This is a genomic window from Acinetobacter sp. ABJ_C5_2 (assembly GCF_044538485.1).
GTDB lineage: Bacteria > Pseudomonadota > Gammaproteobacteria > Pseudomonadales > Moraxellaceae > Acinetobacter > Acinetobacter nosocomialis_A.
This window is the reverse complement of sequence record NZ_JBIUCS010000043.1, coordinates 1-15,763: the sequence shown is the minus strand read 5'-3', so window position 1 is coordinate 15,763 and position 15,763 is coordinate 1. Positions and strand designations below refer to the sequence as shown.

The 15,763-nt window shown below is 33.9% G+C and carries 17 protein-coding genes; 11 read left to right on the top strand and 6 right to left on the bottom strand.

The genetic code is table 11. From position 1 onward, the window contains the following. The 3 genes from ACH8JV_RS18500 to ACH8JV_RS18490 all read right to left on the bottom strand — a co-directional run. A partial coding sequence (locus ACH8JV_RS18500; RefSeq protein WP_396523021.1) for a hypothetical protein occupies nt 1-584 on the bottom strand: 584 nt, incomplete at its 3' end. A 172-nt stretch (nt 585-756) separates the two neighbouring features. Further along, nucleotides 757-948 carry a DNA-binding protein gene (locus ACH8JV_RS18495; protein ID WP_038346524.1) on the bottom strand — a complete coding sequence of 64 codons (192 nt, stop codon included), beginning with the start codon at nt 946-948 and terminating at the stop codon, nt 757-759. Between the two features lie 128 nt (nt 949-1,076). Continuing rightward, nucleotides 1,077-1,559, bottom strand: a complete 483-nt coding sequence (locus tag ACH8JV_RS18490) for a hypothetical protein (RefSeq protein WP_396523019.1) — start codon at nt 1,557-1,559, stop codon at nt 1,077-1,079. Nucleotides 1,560-1,782: 223 nt separating this feature from the next. On the opposite strand from ACH8JV_RS18490, the gene ACH8JV_RS18485 reads away from it, so the two are divergent. After that, the gene (locus tag ACH8JV_RS18485) at nt 1,783-1,995 is read left to right on the top strand and encodes a helix-turn-helix domain-containing protein (protein ID WP_020753150.1); all 213 of its coding nucleotides are present in this window, start codon (nt 1,783-1,785) and stop codon (nt 1,993-1,995) included. 145 nt (nt 1,996-2,140) lie between these two features. Here ACH8JV_RS18485 and ACH8JV_RS18480 read toward each other — a convergent pair whose 3' ends face one another. After that, on the bottom strand, nt 2,141-2,404 hold the full coding sequence (locus ACH8JV_RS18480; RefSeq protein ID WP_171068463.1) for a hypothetical protein: 264 nt from the start codon (nt 2,402-2,404) through the stop codon (nt 2,141-2,143). Nucleotides 2,405-2,721: 317 nt separating this feature from the next. Here ACH8JV_RS18480 and ACH8JV_RS18475 point away from each other — a divergent pair, with 317 nt between their 5' ends. The 3 genes from ACH8JV_RS18475 (at nt 2,722) to ACH8JV_RS18465 (ending at nt 5,205) form a co-directional block, all read left to right on the top strand. Beyond that, the gene (locus ACH8JV_RS18475; protein ID WP_396523016.1) at nt 2,722-3,606 is read left to right on the top strand and encodes a hypothetical protein; all 885 of its coding nucleotides are present in this window, start codon (nt 2,722-2,724) and stop codon (nt 3,604-3,606) included. A 168-nt stretch (nt 3,607-3,774) separates the two neighbouring features. Further along, entirely contained in the window at nt 3,775-4,536 is a 762-nt protein-coding gene (locus ACH8JV_RS18470; protein ID WP_396523014.1) for a DUF1883 domain-containing protein, read from the top strand. Between the two features lie 9 nt (nt 4,537-4,545). Beyond that, a complete protein-coding gene (locus tag ACH8JV_RS18465) occupies nt 4,546-5,205 on the top strand; it encodes a TIR domain-containing protein (protein WP_038346543.1) in 660 nt (219 codons plus the stop codon). Here the strand turns inward: ACH8JV_RS18465 and ACH8JV_RS18460 are convergent. Next, nucleotides 5,162-5,896 carry a hypothetical protein gene (locus ACH8JV_RS18460; protein ID WP_396523012.1) on the bottom strand — a complete coding sequence of 245 codons (735 nt, stop codon included), beginning with the start codon at nt 5,894-5,896 and terminating at the stop codon, nt 5,162-5,164. The genes ACH8JV_RS18465 and ACH8JV_RS18460 overlap by 44 nt on opposite strands. Before the next feature lie 66 nt (nt 5,897-5,962). Between ACH8JV_RS18460 and ACH8JV_RS18455 the strand changes: the two genes are divergently transcribed. Then, a complete protein-coding gene (locus ACH8JV_RS18455; RefSeq protein ID WP_086377028.1) occupies nt 5,963-6,514 on the top strand; it encodes a TIR domain-containing protein in 552 nt (183 codons plus the stop codon). Beyond that, nucleotides 6,511-8,535: a TIR domain-containing protein gene (locus ACH8JV_RS18450; protein WP_396523010.1), complete on the top strand. Its 2,025-nt coding sequence runs from the start codon at nt 6,511-6,513 to the stop codon at nt 8,533-8,535. The genes ACH8JV_RS18455 and ACH8JV_RS18450 overlap by 4 nt, the downstream gene beginning before the upstream one ends. A 44-nt stretch (nt 8,536-8,579) precedes the next feature. Here the strand turns inward: ACH8JV_RS18450 and ACH8JV_RS18445 are convergent, their stop codons facing one another. Beyond that, nucleotides 8,580-9,125, bottom strand: coding sequence for a toll/interleukin-1 receptor domain-containing protein (locus ACH8JV_RS18445; RefSeq protein WP_396523008.1), 546 nt, complete (start codon nt 9,123-9,125; stop codon nt 8,580-8,582). Between the two features lie 263 nt (nt 9,126-9,388). Here ACH8JV_RS18445 and ACH8JV_RS18440 point away from each other — a divergent pair, with 263 nt between their 5' ends. From ACH8JV_RS18440 to ACH8JV_RS18420, 5 genes are all read left to right on the top strand, one after another. Continuing rightward, on the top strand, nt 9,389-10,273 hold the full coding sequence (locus ACH8JV_RS18440) for a phosphoribosyltransferase family protein (protein ID WP_396523006.1): 885 nt from the start codon (nt 9,389-9,391) through the stop codon (nt 10,271-10,273). 11 nt (nt 10,274-10,284) lie between these two features. Then, nucleotides 10,285-11,778: a nicotinate phosphoribosyltransferase gene (locus ACH8JV_RS18435; protein WP_396523004.1), complete on the top strand. Its 1,494-nt coding sequence runs from the start codon at nt 10,285-10,287 to the stop codon at nt 11,776-11,778. A 60-nt stretch (nt 11,779-11,838) separates the two neighbouring features. Then, nucleotides 11,839-12,585 (top strand): NrtR DNA-binding winged helix domain-containing protein, encoded by a 747-nt coding sequence (locus ACH8JV_RS18430; protein WP_396523002.1) that lies wholly within the window; start codon nt 11,839-11,841, stop codon nt 12,583-12,585. Nucleotides 12,586-12,678: 93 nt separating this feature from the next. After that, nucleotides 12,679-14,073 (top strand): methylenetetrahydrofolate reductase C-terminal domain-containing protein, encoded by a 1,395-nt coding sequence (locus tag ACH8JV_RS18425; protein ID WP_396523001.1) that lies wholly within the window; start codon nt 12,679-12,681, stop codon nt 14,071-14,073. A 591-nt stretch (nt 14,074-14,664) separates the two neighbouring features. Next, nucleotides 14,665-15,763: NACHT domain-containing protein (locus tag ACH8JV_RS18420; protein WP_396522999.1), on the top strand; the 1,099-nt coding region annotated here is incomplete at its 3' end.

The window sequence follows — 15,763 nt, the reverse complement described above, 5'->3', positions numbered from 1 at the left end:
TCCCTACTGTTAAAGACTCCATTTTTTATAATTAGCTCTGCATTTTCTAGATCACTTTTAATTATTTTTTTATAATTTGCTCGTTGATAACTGATATTAAGAAAAATGTAGTCTTCTTTCGATAGAAGAGTAGTGCGATCAAAAGTTCTAAAATTGATATTGTAATTTTTTAAGATCTTTTCCACTAATTCAAATCTTGAAACTTTTATTTCTGAGAGAGTTTCTAAGTTTGGTTTTATTTCATGAACTTCAAATCCATACATAGTTCCAATAATAAAATCTGGAATAATATATTGTTGCTCATTCAGGTATATTTTAACTGCTTGTGTTCTGTATTGTAGTATATCTTCTTCACGTTCTAGACTTATTGCATGTGCTAGTTCTAAATTGCTCTCTAGACTGATTAGTCCACAATTTTTTTTGCTCGGAAAGAATGAGACACGGCTTCCAACCCGTGATTTTATTCTACGCTCACCAATAAATTTGGATGAAACATGTGTTTGTTTTTGAAATGCTTCTTCAAATTTTCTTGGTAAATTTTGATTAAGTTGCATTGTTTTATGTTCTGTATAACTTACTTGCATAGCTGCTCTCACATTATTTAAGATGAGACAAGGCTTTGAGCAGTAATGATCATGCTGCTCAAGACTTGACGAGACATTGCAATCAAGAGATACTAAAAACACCACTAGTTAGTAATCTTTTGATTGCAAACGGTAGAGCGGATTCCATGAGTCCGCTTTATTTTTTCTTAATTCATGTTTCTTTCTCCTCATTTATTAATCCAAGCGCGATTGCGATTCGCCTGCTTTCACCACGTTTTGGTAATCGATTAGTATTTAGAATTCTATATACCAGATCTCTAGAAAAGTTGTGTTTTAAGCTCCAATCAGAAATTGTTATTCCTGATTGCTCAAAATCATCTTTGATTTGCTGATTTGTCTTCATAGTAATAATAAGAATAATTTAAACATAATATAAAAATAGTTGTTTTTTGATTATTTGCAAGTGTTTATTATTTTGGATTATTTTTTTTATTATAGAAATAATAAACATTAATTAAATATTTTATTTTGTTAATAAATGCATGATTCTATATTGTTGATGATTTTAAATATAATATTCTTTTTATAATCTAACATTATTAAAATATCTTCATTGTTCTTTATATGATTCTTAAGGCAAAAATTGATTTCAGGAAGTTGTTTGCTGAGTTCTTTAGTTAACTGTATTTCCATAACTTTTTCTTTTTTTTCAAGTTCAATTAATTTGAGCTTTTCAGTTAATATTCTTACAGCTTTCTCCTTACAGTGTATGATCCTAAATTCGGTCAATTTATCGGTTTCTGAATAATAAAAATTACCAGATTCATCATATTTTTTTCTTATATACCCAGATTTCTCTAATTCTCGTATGAGAGAGTAGGTTTGCCATTTGATGGTCTGAGATTGCTCCTCAAATCTCATCCAAAGGTCCTTGGGGGTATACCATGTAAGAAGAACTTCGTTCTCCATCAATAAAAGAAATTGCTGTTTAAGAGAATGCTTAATTTCATCCATTTAAAATTTTACAATAAAAATGAGGATTATAATCCCTTTTGTCGATTTATGTCTAAATATATAAGAGAAAATTGATGTGAATTGTGAGCTATCTCTAATAAATTTTGGCTTATTGAGGGCTTAATAGGCATATTCTTATAAGTCTAGAGTTAATGAGGATTATAAGCCGTGGATACTTAATCCTCAAAAATGAATAGTTCTATTCTTTATGGGAATAGAACTTATGAATGATTTAGCACAAAAAATTGGTCAGGCAATTCGTACCTGTAGAGTTGATCAGAAAATTACCCAAGAAAAATTAGCATTACTTTGTAATATTGACCGTAGTTATCTAGGTCGAATTGAGAGGGGTGAAGTGAATATTACAGTTCTTAAGCTCTATGAAATCGCTCATATCCTGGAAGTTGAACCTCAAATTTTGTTGCCGAGAGATTAATGAGGGATAATCTTATTATCTAGAATATTAAATTGGCATATCCAGTATATTTAGCCCTGATAATCAAAGCTGTATAATTTGGCTCACAAGCTAGCATGTTTAAGTCAGGGTGCTAATTTAAGGGAAATTATTGATTTAAAATAATTTATTTGGTTACATCGTTAACATGTCTTTTTTTAATTTTAAATGTTCTGCGATTAGCAATTTTTTTTGAAAGATTAGGATTTCGTCCAGATAGTTGTTTAATGAAAACTGGTTTATCAAATGGAGTCTTACTCCATAGAGTATCATTCTCTACGTAAAGTACTTTCTCAGTACGTGCAGCTTTAATATAACTTTCTCGAAGTACATAAGCGGCTGCTTGAGCGATATCACGCTCATTCGTTAACTTTCTAATTGGAACAGTAATAATTAATAGGGTACGAGTTATATAAGTATATGCACCTAAGATTCTAACTTTTGATAAATTTAATGGCTTTATCTGACTTAGCAGTGCCAAATAGGCAGGCGATTGCAGCACATTCTTAGTATCTTGACGTAAATCATCTATTTCTTGACGTGTCATTCGGTAGTCATCTGGAAATTTAGGCATAAAATACAACTCCAAATTTAAAAAAATTCTAGATTAAATTAATGTATTTTGAGGATTATAATCCTCTTTTGTGTTAATCTTGCATCCCTCAATAATAGTAAAAATACTTAGTTTTGTGTTTTGGAATCATCTTTATGAAAAATATAAATTTATTTATTATTGTCAGTTCATGTTTAGCTTTTATTGGATGTGTAACAGCTGATTCAATTAGGCCCAGTGATGTAAAAGCTTATAAAACCCCGAATAATTTAATCTTGGCTAAATCTCTCAATGGTAAAGATGGCAACGGTAAAGAGTATCTATTTCAACCCGCTGTACCTGATGCTTTAATTCCGCATTCTTACATGAGTAACTTATGTACCAGTCAAGAGGGACGTTTTTTTCAAATGTCTAAAAGCGATTTTCGTTATTTAAAAGGTACACATATTTCGGCTTTAGATAATCAAAGTCTGGCCTCTGCAATGGGCACATTTAAATGTGCATCAAAAAAATCATGGAATGTTTCAATTGAGCCTACCTCATCACGTATAGGTGGAATCAATCAGCCTTTAAATTTGGTAACTTTAAAGACATTTGTAATTTCTGATGATGACGTATATAGCAATGTAGCTGCCTACCAGTCGAAGAAAAATATTGAAGACAATAAGAAAAAGCAAGCTATTGAACAATACAAACTTGAACAACAACAATTGAAAAATAAGTATGAGAGAAATCTCATAACCAATGCTCCTAAACCGAAAGATATTGGTCAAACGATTTGTAAAAATACAGGATTGTCTGAATTTACAGGTACTATCGTTTTAGGGCAGGCAACGTATCGTCAAGTTGATGGTTTGGTTATCGCTAGTTTAGAAGGTTTTTCAAATGATCATACTAATCTGAAAATTAATGTAAAAGGCTGGTTGAATAATTTTAATCAAATTTCATCTGGGCTAAATGTTCTATATAAACAAACACCATTAGAGTCAGGGCGGGTTGTATGGGATGATAAGCAGGGTTGGTATAAGTGTCATTATTAAATTTGAAGTATAATTTCAATTAAATGATACGTTTTTTAATCAAAACTTCTCTAGAAATAAATTTATATCAGTAGCGTCATCTTATGACGTTTAAAGAGCGGATACCACTTTACATACTAAAAAATAAATCTTAGTATGGAGTTAAATAATATTTTAAATTAGTACTTTATGAATTTTATACAATATGATTTAGGTAGCAGAAAGTCTGGTGAAATTATTGAAGTTACCCTAACAGCCGCCGCAAATGTGCGATTAATGCAATCTTCTGATTTTAATAATTACAAAAATGGTCGTCGACATAGTTATAGGGGAGGACTTGTAACAAGAAGTCCTTATCGGATAGCTATTCCAAGTTCTGGACGATGGTATTTAACTGTTGATATGCAGGGTTTAAGAGGAAGTACAAAATCTTCAATACGAATTTTACCTTCTGCATTACCTGAGGCAAGACAAATGCCATTAAGTGAAGTACCTAGTCTTTATAGAGAACAACCCGAAGTAGCAAATGATCATGAAACGTTTGATGTATTTATTTCCCATGCCTCAGAAGATAAAGATGATTTCGTAAGAGAGTTTGCTACATCTCTTACAAATAAAGGTTTAAAGGTTTGGTATGACGAGTTCGCTTTAAAGATAGGAGATAGCCTTCGTCAAAAAATTGATAGAGGTCTTGCTAAAAGTAGAGTTGGATTAGTTGTTTTATCTCCTTCTTTTATAGCTAAAGGTTGGACTAATTATGAACTGGATGGAATTGTAACTCGCAATGTTTCAGGAGAGCAGATTTTACTTCCAATTTGGCATAATTTAACAAAGCAGCAAGTAATTGATTTTAGCCCTTCTTTAGCTGATAAGGTTGCACGTTCAACTGCAACACACACGGTTGATGAAATTTCTAATGAAATTGTTGACTTAATTAATTCACATAAATAGAAAATGTATATGAACAAACATAAAGTATTTATTAGTTATCACCATCATTTAGATCAAGATTATAAAGATTATCTTGAGGAGTTAAATGAGGAGCATCAAATTTTTATTAATCAATCTGTGAAACTAGGTGAAATTGATGATTCTCTATCGACAGAAACTATAAGAGAGAAAATTCGAGATGAATATTTACAAGACTCTTCTGTACTGATCCTTTTGGTTGGTCTCGAGACTAAGAATAGAAAGCATATTGATTGGGAAATTTATTCAAGTATGAGAGATAGTAAAAAGAATAAAAAATCAGGGATACTTGTTATTAATTTACCTACAATTAATTGTAAATATTACACGGCTGCTCATGGGGAGGGGGAAAAAAGCCTTTATCCATCGACTACTTGGGTGTCTATCAATGACAGAGAAGAGTATGAGCAACGATATCCATATATGTCAGACAGAATAATAGATAATTTATTAACTCATAAATCATTTATTTCAGTCATTAATTGGGATGATATTGTAAATAATCCTGAAAAATTAAGATATCTAATAGATTTAACTTTTCAGGATAAGGATAAGGCTGAATATGATTTATCTAGACCAATGAAAGGTAAAAATAGTTCTAATAACTCTACCAATTCCATTTTTCAGAATTTATTTCAAATGGAACCTTAACATGGTTCTCAAAAAAGGTATTAATTGATTTAAAGGAATCTAATAGTTCAGCATAAGCATAGTAAGTCTTTTGTATTTCGTAGATCGTCGTGTTGTAGAAAAATTTTCCACTTCCTTCGCCGGAATATTCGATGGTATTATCCGTAGAAATTTTTTGATACCAACGACGATAGTTATTCTGATTCTTAGTCAAAAACTTGTTTAGCTCTTGGAGTATATTATTTGTTAGGTCATATAGATCCTTATCTCTTTTTGGATCAAGAATTTTCATTTCTTGACGGAAAAAATTATAAGTTTCGAAATATGATTCGAATACATCTGAAAAATTATCATATTTTGGCTCAATTCTAAAAAGTGTTCTTTTGGAATCTAAAAAGTTAGAAACACTATTGGTATATAAAGTTCTAGATGTATCAAATAATATATTTAATCCACCTAAACTTAGTTTGTCTATTCTCAAAGAATACTTTTTACCAAGATATGCTGTAAAGGCTATGTAGCTTACTAAGCAAATTACAGTTGTAACAATCGTGGAAGATACGATTGAAAAGTTGTTTTTAAATTTTTCAGATACCCAAGCTGAGTAGTCTATGTAGAACATACTAATTAACATAGCAAGAAGAATTATGAAAATTAACTTTGTTAGATGCTTAGCTATATATGAGGAAAGAGAGTCAGTAATTTTTTTCATATCAATAAGATGCATTAGGTTTTATTAATGTTATGATAAAATTAATAAAAAATAAAAGGTTGTTTGATGGTAACTATGATTCGGCGTAAAGTTTTCATTTCTCATTACAAGGGTGATCGAATAGAGGTTGATAATTTTATAAAAAGGTTTGGTCATCTTTTTATTACTAAAGTTCTTGGTGCTAATGACAATGATGAGTTTATTAACAGTACTGATACTGAATATGTAATGAGAAGAATTCGCCAAAAGTACTTAGACGATAGTACTGTTACCATTGTGTTGCTTGGTAGTTGTACGCACAGTCGTAGGTATGTGGATTGGGAGATAAAAAGTTCATTAAGATATGACGCTTACACTCTACCGAATGGTTTAATAGGGATTGTATTACCTAGCCAAAATAATCGTTGTTATTTACCTGCTAGATTTGAGAATAATTGGGATCAACAACATTATAATTGTTATGCAAGATTTTATCCCTATCCTAGTTTAGATCAACAATTGGTTGAATGGATTGAAGATGCATATGTTGCAAGAACGCAAAGGAAGCATTTGATAAATAACTCTAGAGTCATGCTGGGTTACAATGCAAAATGCAATATTCATGGAGTTACCCATTGATTGACATTATTACACCACCTTTAGCAATACATTTTGTTTGGCACCATGCTGATAATGAATCATTTAAAAAGTATTGTCAGCCTTTTAGAAGATTTTTAACGAGAGATATTGAGCGGCCTTTTTCGCGTGAATTAAATATTCCTACTTTTTTTTATAGTAGTTTAAGCGAAATTCCGAGTTATCCCATTAGTTTAGCTCAAAGAAATATAGTATTTATCTGTATGAGTGAGAATACACTCGCAGATGAAAGATGGATTGATTTTTATAAAAATTTCCCTGTAGATCAAAGTTTGTCACTTATTCCTGTGGCTTTCGATATAAATGGTTTGAAGCATTGCAACCATCAAGGTGCTCTTTTAAAGCGCAATGCTTTGAGATTATACGAATTCAGTTTGGCAGATGATGATCAGACACGTGAATTAGAATCTATTTTAAAATTATTACATGAGTTGTATAGATTTGGTTTTGTTGATACAGAATCACCGTCTGTAGGGTCTGATACATCTATTCATCTTTTCTTGAGCCATGCTAAGAAAGGAGAAGTGGGTGAAATATATGCAAAAGCAATCAAGCATTATATTGATACAACCAATATGAAAAATTTCTTTGATGCCTCAGAAATTTCAGTTGGTTATCAATTTGATACAGAGATAATTAGTCATATTCATAAATCTACGTTAATAGCTATTACTACTGATGCATATTCATCTCGCTATTGGTGTCAGCGTGAAATTTTAGAAGCTAAAAAAAATAATAGACCAATCATTTCAGTAAACTGCTTACAAGTTTACGAGGATAGAATATTTCCGCCAGCTGCGAATGTGCCATGCGTACATATTGCACCTACTGATCAGCCAACTAAATTCGAAATTCTAAATATTCTAGTTGCTGCGTTAACTGAAACTATTAGATTTAATTTTTCTATATCTCTCCTAGAGTATTATAAGCAACAATTATGGATAGACTCGACAGCAATTGCTTTAGCTCGTCCTCCTGAAATTCAACAAATAGTTTCTTTACGAAGTACACTTAATGAAAGTGAAGTTTTAAAAATTTGTTATCCAGAGCCTCCTATTTATGCTGAAGAGATGGATTGGCTTGAATTCTTAAAGGTGAAACCTTCAACTCCTTTATGGGCAGTTGGAGATTCGAATACACAAAATAAAAAAATTGGTATTTCGATATCTGAATATGGTGAAGATTTTGAGAATATACACATTCATGAAGATGAGTTGAAACGATTTTCACAAGAGCTTGTTAGGCATCTTCTCGTCAGAGGTAATACTATTATTTTTGGAGGAGATTTAAGGAAAGATGGTTTTACTGAATTTCTTCTTGATGAGGCTAGTATTTTACAAAATAGATTGCCTGAAAGGGAATTCAAAGTCGAGAATCATCTGGCTTGGCCATTGCATATCACTAATGATTTAAGCAAATGGAAAATTAAATATGATCAAATCATTTCACAAATTAAATATGGCATTCCTGATGACATAGATGGGCAAGTAGATGAATCAGTTTTTTTACCCCCTACAGATTCTTTTAGCAAATTTATTTGGTCTAGATCACTAACATTTATGCGGGAACAATCAATATCTAATAGCGATATTAGGGTTTTTGCAGGGGGGAGACCTAAAGGTTATAAAGGTAAAATGCCTGGTGTTCTTGAGGAGCTTTTAATCTCGATTGAATATAATAAACCAATATATTTAGTGGGCGGTTTAGGTGGAATCATAAAAGATATCTGTATGATAATTAGTGGGGATACTATACCTGAAACTTTGACATTAGATTGGCAGTTATCAAATAATGAAGGTTATGATGAATTAATAGATTATTTGTCACAACAAGGTTATGAAATCAACTATTTTGATATTATTGCTAAGATTAAAAGTATAGATATTGATCATTTGGCATCATTGGCTGGGCTATCTGTAGTTGATTATAGAAAATTAATGAAAACACCATTTATTGATGAAGTTATTCATTTGATTCTAAAAGGTGTAAAAAAAATTGCATAATTAGATATGTTAGATTGCTATATGGCAATCTAACAGTTTTCTTGTTAATTAATAAAATCTGGTAATCTTTTTCCCTTTACCCATGCATATTTGAGTTCGTTAAAGTATTCACTTTTAGTAATTGTTGGATAAAGCTCTAAATACTCTTGTCCCTTAAATTCTTCATTTTCTTCAAAAGTTAACGGAAGAACACTAACTTTTTCAGGACGAAATCCATCAAAATACCCGAGTTCCCAAGGCATCCATTTAGATTCTTTTGAGCTAAATGTATGGATATAAATTAATGACTTACATTGCCTCATTCTTTTTCTTAATATATCTGCTGTAATTGCATTAACCTTATCTCTTTCTAATAAGGGATCAATAATCCAATCAACATATACTGTAAAACCACTTTCTTCTAATAGAGTTTTAACACCTAGTATTAAATCTGCATCTTTAACTGCATGAGATAAAAATATATCAAAACTATTTTGTCTTTCTTGGTTTTTGATACCTTCAATAAGCACTGATTCTAGCGAGACATATCTAGTTTTGGCTTGAGCTCTACTTGCCGCAGAGCGGGCTTCTGATCGTGTAAAAAATTTCATACTTAAAATTCTTGTTAAACGTTAGATATATTTTTTGATAAGAAATAGCTTACATTTTAGATTCTTTTTGAAAAAATTACAGCTGTTGTTTTCTTTAAGTTTTGTCTAGTGATTTTGAAACAATCTCGAAATATGTGTCAAAAATCTCACATCAAGTGTCATTCAGCGGGCTTTGAAAAAAGTTTAAAAATTAGACTTGCAATATATAGTGGCTTTGTGCCACTATATATTCATTGAAGGTCATCAGACAAAAAGGGGATGATATGGCTATCCAGCTTTTAGATGCGGCAAGAAATGAAATTCCAGTGAAATTCACGCAGTTTTCTGGTGGCGAGCGTCATGTTCAAATTGATGAAACAACGTTAGGTTCATTATCTGGCAACGTATTGGTTCGCGCCAAAATGACCTCAAGTCACGATGTGATGGACTATTTGTTACTTGAAAATATATTGCTGAATCAGGGTTTAACCGTTGACCTAGAAATTCCGTATTTTCCATACGCACGTCAGGATCGTATTTGTGCAGTAGGCCAAGCATTTTCACTTGATGTGATGACGAAGCTACTCAACATCAATGCAGACAAAAAAGCGGGTAAACAAGGCAAGGTGACTGTTTGGGACTGCCATAGTGAAGTAACAACAGCCTTACTCGCTGCCAATACTTCTTTTAGTGAAGTTATAAATGTCAGTTCAGTCGACATCATCGCAAAGAGTGAAGCGCTGAGCACATTATTAAAAGATGAAAAAACAGTACTGGTTTGCCCAGACAAAGGTGCAAAAGCACGCACAAAAATGGTTGCAGATGCTTTTAATGGCGAGCGTAAACAACCCATCACTATTATTCAGTGTGATAAAAAACGTGACCCTGTAACTGGCAAAATTTTAGGTACACATGTACATGCGACTGATTTATCAGGATTAACAGCGGTCATTACCGATGACATTTGTGATGGCGGTGCGACTTTTATTGGTATTGCCAAAGAACTCCGTCGTCTCAATTGCCATAAGGTCGTTCTATATGTGACCCACGGTATTTTCAGTAAAGGAATAGAGGTTTTTGATGGATTGCTTGACCAACTGTTTACCTCAGACAGCTTTCCACAACAACCATCAGACAAAATTTCAGTAATTGCTTTTGCAGCAAAATAAAGAGAACAAAGATGACTATTAAATTGAATCCATTAAACGCTATCGATTTTTATAAAGCCGATCACAGACGTCAGTATCCGGCAGGTACAGAGTACGTGTACGCAAACTTTACGCCGCGTTCATCTCGACTCGCTAAAATGTTGCCTGACTTCGACGATAAAGTTGTGTTCTTTGGTCTTCAGGGTTTTATTAAACATTTTTTAATCGATACATGGAATGAAGGCTTTTTTAAACAACCTAAAGACAAAGTAGTGGCTACATATAAACGCCGTATGGATAGTTCACTAGGTGAAGGCGCAGTACCAGTCGATCACATTGAAGCATTACACGACTTGGGCTATTTACCATTACGTATTAAAGCATTGCCAGAAGGTAGTCGCGTCAATATGCGCGTACCTGTGCTCACCGTAATTAATACCGACCCGCGTTTCTTTTGGTTAACTAACTATATTGAAACGGTGTTAAGTGCTGAGCTTTGGAAAAGCTGTACTACGGCCACAATTGCCTACGAGTACAAACGTTTATTAACACAATATGCCGTAAAAACTGGTGCACCACTCGATTTTGTACCTGTGCAAGGACACGATTTTAGTAGCCGTGGTATGAGCGGAATTTATGATGCGGCGCAATCTGGTGTGGGCCACTTAACCAGTTTTATTGGAACAGACTCGGTTGCTTCAATTGACTATGCAGAAGAATATTACAATGCCACAGGTGTAATTGGGGTATCTGTACCAGCGACCGAACACAGTGTGATGTGTATGGGTACAGAAGACAGTGAGCTAGAAACATTTAAGCGTTTAATCTGTGAGCTTTATCCATCGGGTGTTGTCAGTATTGTATCTGATACTTGGGACTTTTGGCGAGTCATTACAGAATTTACGGTGGCTTTAAAACCTGAAATTTTGGCAAGACAACCGAATGCTTTAGGCTTAGCTAAATTGGTTTTCCGTCCAGACTCTGGTGACCCTGTAAAAATTATTTGTGGTGACCCAGATGCCAAATTTGGCAGCCCAGCGTACAAAGGTGCAGTTGAATGTTTATGGGACGTGTTTGGCGGTACAACCACAGAGCAAGGCTATAAAGTGCTTAATGAACGTGTCGGTTTAATTTACGGTGACTCAATTACCTTAGACCGCGCACAGCGTATTTTAGAAGGGCTAGAAGCCAAAGGTTTTGCTTCAAACAACTTGGTGTTTGGTATAGGCAGCTTTACCTATAACTATTTAACACGGGATACCTTTGGGTTTGCTGTGAAAGCAACTTGGGGTCAGGTAAATGGAGTAGGCCGAGAGTTGTTTAAAGACCCGATTACTGACTCAGGTGTGAAAAAATCTGCGAAAGGTCTATTACGCATTGAAGAAAGTGAAAATGGTTTTACCTTGTTTGATGAGCAAACAGCCGAACAAGAACAAGGTGGAGCACTTAAAACAGTCTTTGAAAATGGTAAACTTCAATATGAGTGTACTTTGGATCAAATACGTGAGCGTTTATCCATCGCATAACTGAGTTTAGATGAGCCGTTGCATGAGTATCGGCTCATCATTTTTATTGAGAGGCTGAACGTGACTATTCAAACTGAACAAGAATTCCTTGCCAGTTATGATCGCCGAGATTATGACGCACCTTTACTCACGGTCGATATGGCTATTTTCTCGGTTTTTAATGGTCAGTTGCAGGTATTACTCATTAAGCGACCAAACTTTCCAGCTAAACACCAATGGGCTTTACCGGGTGGTTTTGCCGATTTAACCCATGATCAAGACTTGATGGCCACGGCTTATCGTAAGCTGGTCGAAAAAACAGGGATTGCTTCACCTTACTTGGAACAAGTCGCCTCTGTAGGTAATGCTAAACGTGACCCGCGTGGCTGGGCAGTGACCATTTTATATTTTGCTTTAATTGATTTTAACGCTTACGAACACCAAGCTTTGGCTGAATACAGCGAATGGGTGCCAGTGACAAAAGCACAAGATTTAACGTTGGCGTTTGATCATAATGAACTGCTCAGCTTAGCTTTAGAGCGTTTAACCAATAAAACTCGCTATACTGCATTGCCAGCTAGTCTCATGCCTGAATTATTTACGCTGACTGAACTACAAACCATTTATGAAATTATTCTTGGGCAATCTTTAGATAAAAAAGCATTTAGACGCCGTATGATAGAAGCGGGCGCAGTTGAAGAAACCAACCACAGTAAAATTGTGGGCAAACGGCCAGCTCAGCTTTACCGCTATGCACTCGATTCTTTCGATTTTATATTCCCACGCTCACTCGAATTACCCAGAAATAAAGAGGGTGAAGATGAGTAAAACAATGAGCTTTCTGACTAGCGCATCTTGATGCACTTTGATTTATAATGCCGCGCTTATGATTGATGTCATGTTTTGATCAGCGCTTTGCCTATGCCACACGTTTCTCCCTGCTTCCAACAAAATCAGTTTTTTGTGTTGGTGGAATATCTCACTTCACTGCATGAAATTTATCCTGTGAAACATGAGTTTGCAGGATATCCGGCTGCAATGACATTGGCAGATCGCGTACATTCAGATCATGATATCGCGCCACTTGAAGCCAGCAAAAGTTACCCAGACTCAATCGATAAAGTCTTACACTTTTCAGGTAAGGCTCGGGACATACAAGACTTTGAGCAATTTTTAGAACAAGCTCAAGCAGCCAATATTCAAAACTTGTTATTGCTTACAGGCGATAAACTCAAAGAACACCATAATGGTCGAGATGGGCAGCCTCGTAGTAGATACCTAGAGTCGGTAAACGCCGTAATGGCTGCCAAGCAACATGGCGGGTTCCGTATTGGGGTTGCTTTTAACCCATTTAAATATGTTGAAGCTGAGCGTGACGCACAGTATTTAAAACTACATAAGAAAATTAAAGCAGGCGCTGACTTTATCATTACTCAATTGGGCTATGACATTGAAGCCTTAAAGCAAGCCAAATCATTTTTAACCAAGAACAATTATTCACAGCAAATACTGGCTTGCGTCATGCCACTAACTTTAGGCCGTGCCAATTTTATGGTGAAGCATAAAGTTGCTGGTATTGTAATTACTCCACACATGCTAAAAGTCTTGGCAGATGAAAAACAGGCAGGGCATACGGACCGCGTTTATTTACGCTGTGCTTTACAGATTTTGATATGTAAACACTTAGGGTATGCAGGAATTCACTTATCTGCCTGCCATAAGCCAGAAGAGCAAATGTTGCTTGAAAGCTATATTGAGCAATACAGACATTTGGAGCTTAAAGCTTTAGAAGAGCTTTGGAATTCACTTTGGCAAGTCACATCAGGCAAAGAGTTTTCACCTGAAATTGCTCGGTTTTCGCTTCAGCCAACGTCTAAACAATTAATTAAATATCGCCAGCTACATGTTATGCATGAAGCAATGTTTGGATCAAAAATCGCTAAAGGCGTCGGACGTTTTATTTTCAAAGCATCTTTTTGGGAAAATGCTTTGATCGCCAAACTCTTACTTAAAACGGAAGTGCTGAGTAAACATAGCCTAGTGGGCTGTGAAAGCTGTGGTCAGTGCCGCCTAAGCGATACTTTATACATTTGCCCTGAAACGTGTCCAAAAGGTTTAGCCAACGGCCCTTGTGGCGGTACAACTTTAGATCGCTGCGAATTTGGTGATCGTGAATGTATTCATTCAGTCAAAGCAAGACTTGCTAAAGCTGTTAAGCAAACAGAAATATTAAAAGAAAAACTGATTCCAACGGTACCACTTGAAACGAGAGGAACCAGTTCTTGGAAAAATTGGTATTTAGCGACTGAGGTTTAAGTTTTGTATAACTTCCTTGATTTGATTTTGCTAAAAAACTAATTCACATGCTAAAGCACGGCAATAATTTAAAAATAACAATTGTTTGGCTTAATTATGTTCAATCAAGATGATTACTGAGGAGTATACTTAAAGCAAATCTTTTGCGTTAAAAGGAAAGCTGTCTCAATGAAAAAGTTGGTTGGCTGTACTTGCTGTAATTGTTGTTTTAACTGGATGCGTTTACGACCCTGTTAATTATGACAAAATACACGACCAAGAGTTCCAAGACCATCTCAGGCAAAACGGTTAGTAATAAAAAGCCCACTCAATGAGTGGGTTTTAGTATTTAAAAAGCGCATGGTGCTATTTGAGTGACAAACAGATTCATACCTTCGCTCAAAAGCTTTCTTAGGATCCTGAGTTAGCAACCTACTTGCTTTGGAGATGGTTCAGGCTGAAAAGCAACACCGTTTAAAATGGTTAGATAAGAAGAAGTAACATAGTTTTCGTCTAATTTTTACACCTGAAAATTAAATATGATTGAATCAAATTTCGTAGACAAATATTTGATTGTTTTTATAATATAATTTTTCCTACTAAAGATAAAAAATGTCAGAGATAATAGCAGCAGCGACAATTAGAGCAATAACTTCGCAAACGGTTAAAGATGTAACTGATTTAGCAAAAAATAAAATAAAAGGCTATCAAGCTTTGAAGAAGCTTACGGATAGCAATGATGATTTGATGGCATCACTTGAAAAACTAATGTTGGTGAAAACATTATTTTCTGGCGCTGAGAAACCTGTCAACCTTTTCGATTTTTTTCAAAAACCTAAATTGACATATCTTGAACAAAGTGACTTTACAATCGAAAATCTTAATGAAATTAGTTCAATAACGGACATAAGTAATAAAAACTTAATTTTTAGGGGGACAGTTGGTCAAGGGAAATCTATTTTCATGCGTTTTCTAGCAATTAAAGATATAGTAACCACTCAACGTATTCCAATATTTATTGAATTAAAAAATGTATCAAAAAATAAAAGCGTCAAAGATTTAATTAAAGAATATTTAGCTATCTGGATAGGTGATAGTGAGGATATTTTTAATTTAGTTCTACAAAGCGGGAAAGTTTCTATTTTTTTAGATGCTTTTGATGAGATTGACTCAGATTTAGTACAATTTGCTTATAAAGATATAAATGATTTATGTCAAAATTATAGAAAATTAACTGTTATAGTTAGTTCTCGTCCAGATACATTAATTATTAATAGTCAGTATTTTAATGTGATAGATTTACAACCCTATGATCATGATGAACAAGTGGGGTTGATAAAAAAATTAGTAAAAGATAAGGATAATAAAAATTTTTTAATTGAAGCAATAACTAAATCAACGCATGAGGTTAGACATGTTTTGAAAACTCCTCTAATGGTTGTTCTTTTTATTAAACAATATACTGTTGGTTTTTCAGTACCAAATCATGTAGTAGATTTTTATAAGAATATTTTCGACGTTGTTACTTTCACGCATGATAGATCAAAAGGAATTGAAAAGAGAAAATCATTTTCAACTTTAAATCAAATTCAGTTGGAAAGGGTGTTTGAAAGATTTTGTTTTGAAACATTTTTAGCTAAAACAACAGTTTTTAATAAAAATGATTTTATAATGATGTTAAAAAAAAGTATTGAAAAAAATAATATAAAAG

Bases quoted from the DNA above. Each gene is read 5' to 3' on its own strand.
- ACH8JV_RS18495 (WP_038346524.1), bottom strand. From the start codon at position 948: ATGAAGACAAATCAGCAAATCAAAGATGATTTTGAGCAATCAGGAATA.
- ACH8JV_RS18490 (WP_396523019.1), bottom strand. From the start codon at position 1,559: ATGGATGAAATTAAGCATTCTCTTAAACAGCAATTTCTTTTATTGATG.
- ACH8JV_RS18485 (WP_020753150.1), top strand. From the start codon at position 1,783: ATGAATGATTTAGCACAAAAAATTGGTCAGGCAATTCGTACCTGTAGA.
- ACH8JV_RS18475 (WP_396523016.1), top strand. From the start codon at position 2,722: ATGAAAAATATAAATTTATTTATTATTGTCAGTTCATGTTTAGCTTTT.
- ACH8JV_RS18470 (WP_396523014.1), top strand. From the start codon at position 3,775: ATGAATTTTATACAATATGATTTAGGTAGCAGAAAGTCTGGTGAAATT.
- ACH8JV_RS18465 (WP_038346543.1), top strand. From the start codon at position 4,546: ATGAACAAACATAAAGTATTTATTAGTTATCACCATCATTTAGATCAA.
- ACH8JV_RS18460 (WP_396523012.1), bottom strand. From the start codon at position 5,896: ATGAAAAAAATTACTGACTCTCTTTCCTCATATATAGCTAAGCATCTA.
- ACH8JV_RS18455 (WP_086377028.1), top strand. From the start codon at position 5,963: ATGGTAACTATGATTCGGCGTAAAGTTTTCATTTCTCATTACAAGGGT.
- ACH8JV_RS18445 (WP_396523008.1), bottom strand. From the start codon at position 9,125: ATGAAATTTTTTACACGATCAGAAGCCCGCTCTGCGGCAAGTAGAGCT.
- ACH8JV_RS18440 (WP_396523006.1), top strand. From the start codon at position 9,389: ATGGCTATCCAGCTTTTAGATGCGGCAAGAAATGAAATTCCAGTGAAA.
- ACH8JV_RS18435 (WP_396523004.1), top strand. From the start codon at position 10,285: ATGACTATTAAATTGAATCCATTAAACGCTATCGATTTTTATAAAGCC.
- ACH8JV_RS18425 (WP_396523001.1), top strand. From the start codon at position 12,679: ATGCCACACGTTTCTCCCTGCTTCCAACAAAATCAGTTTTTTGTGTTG.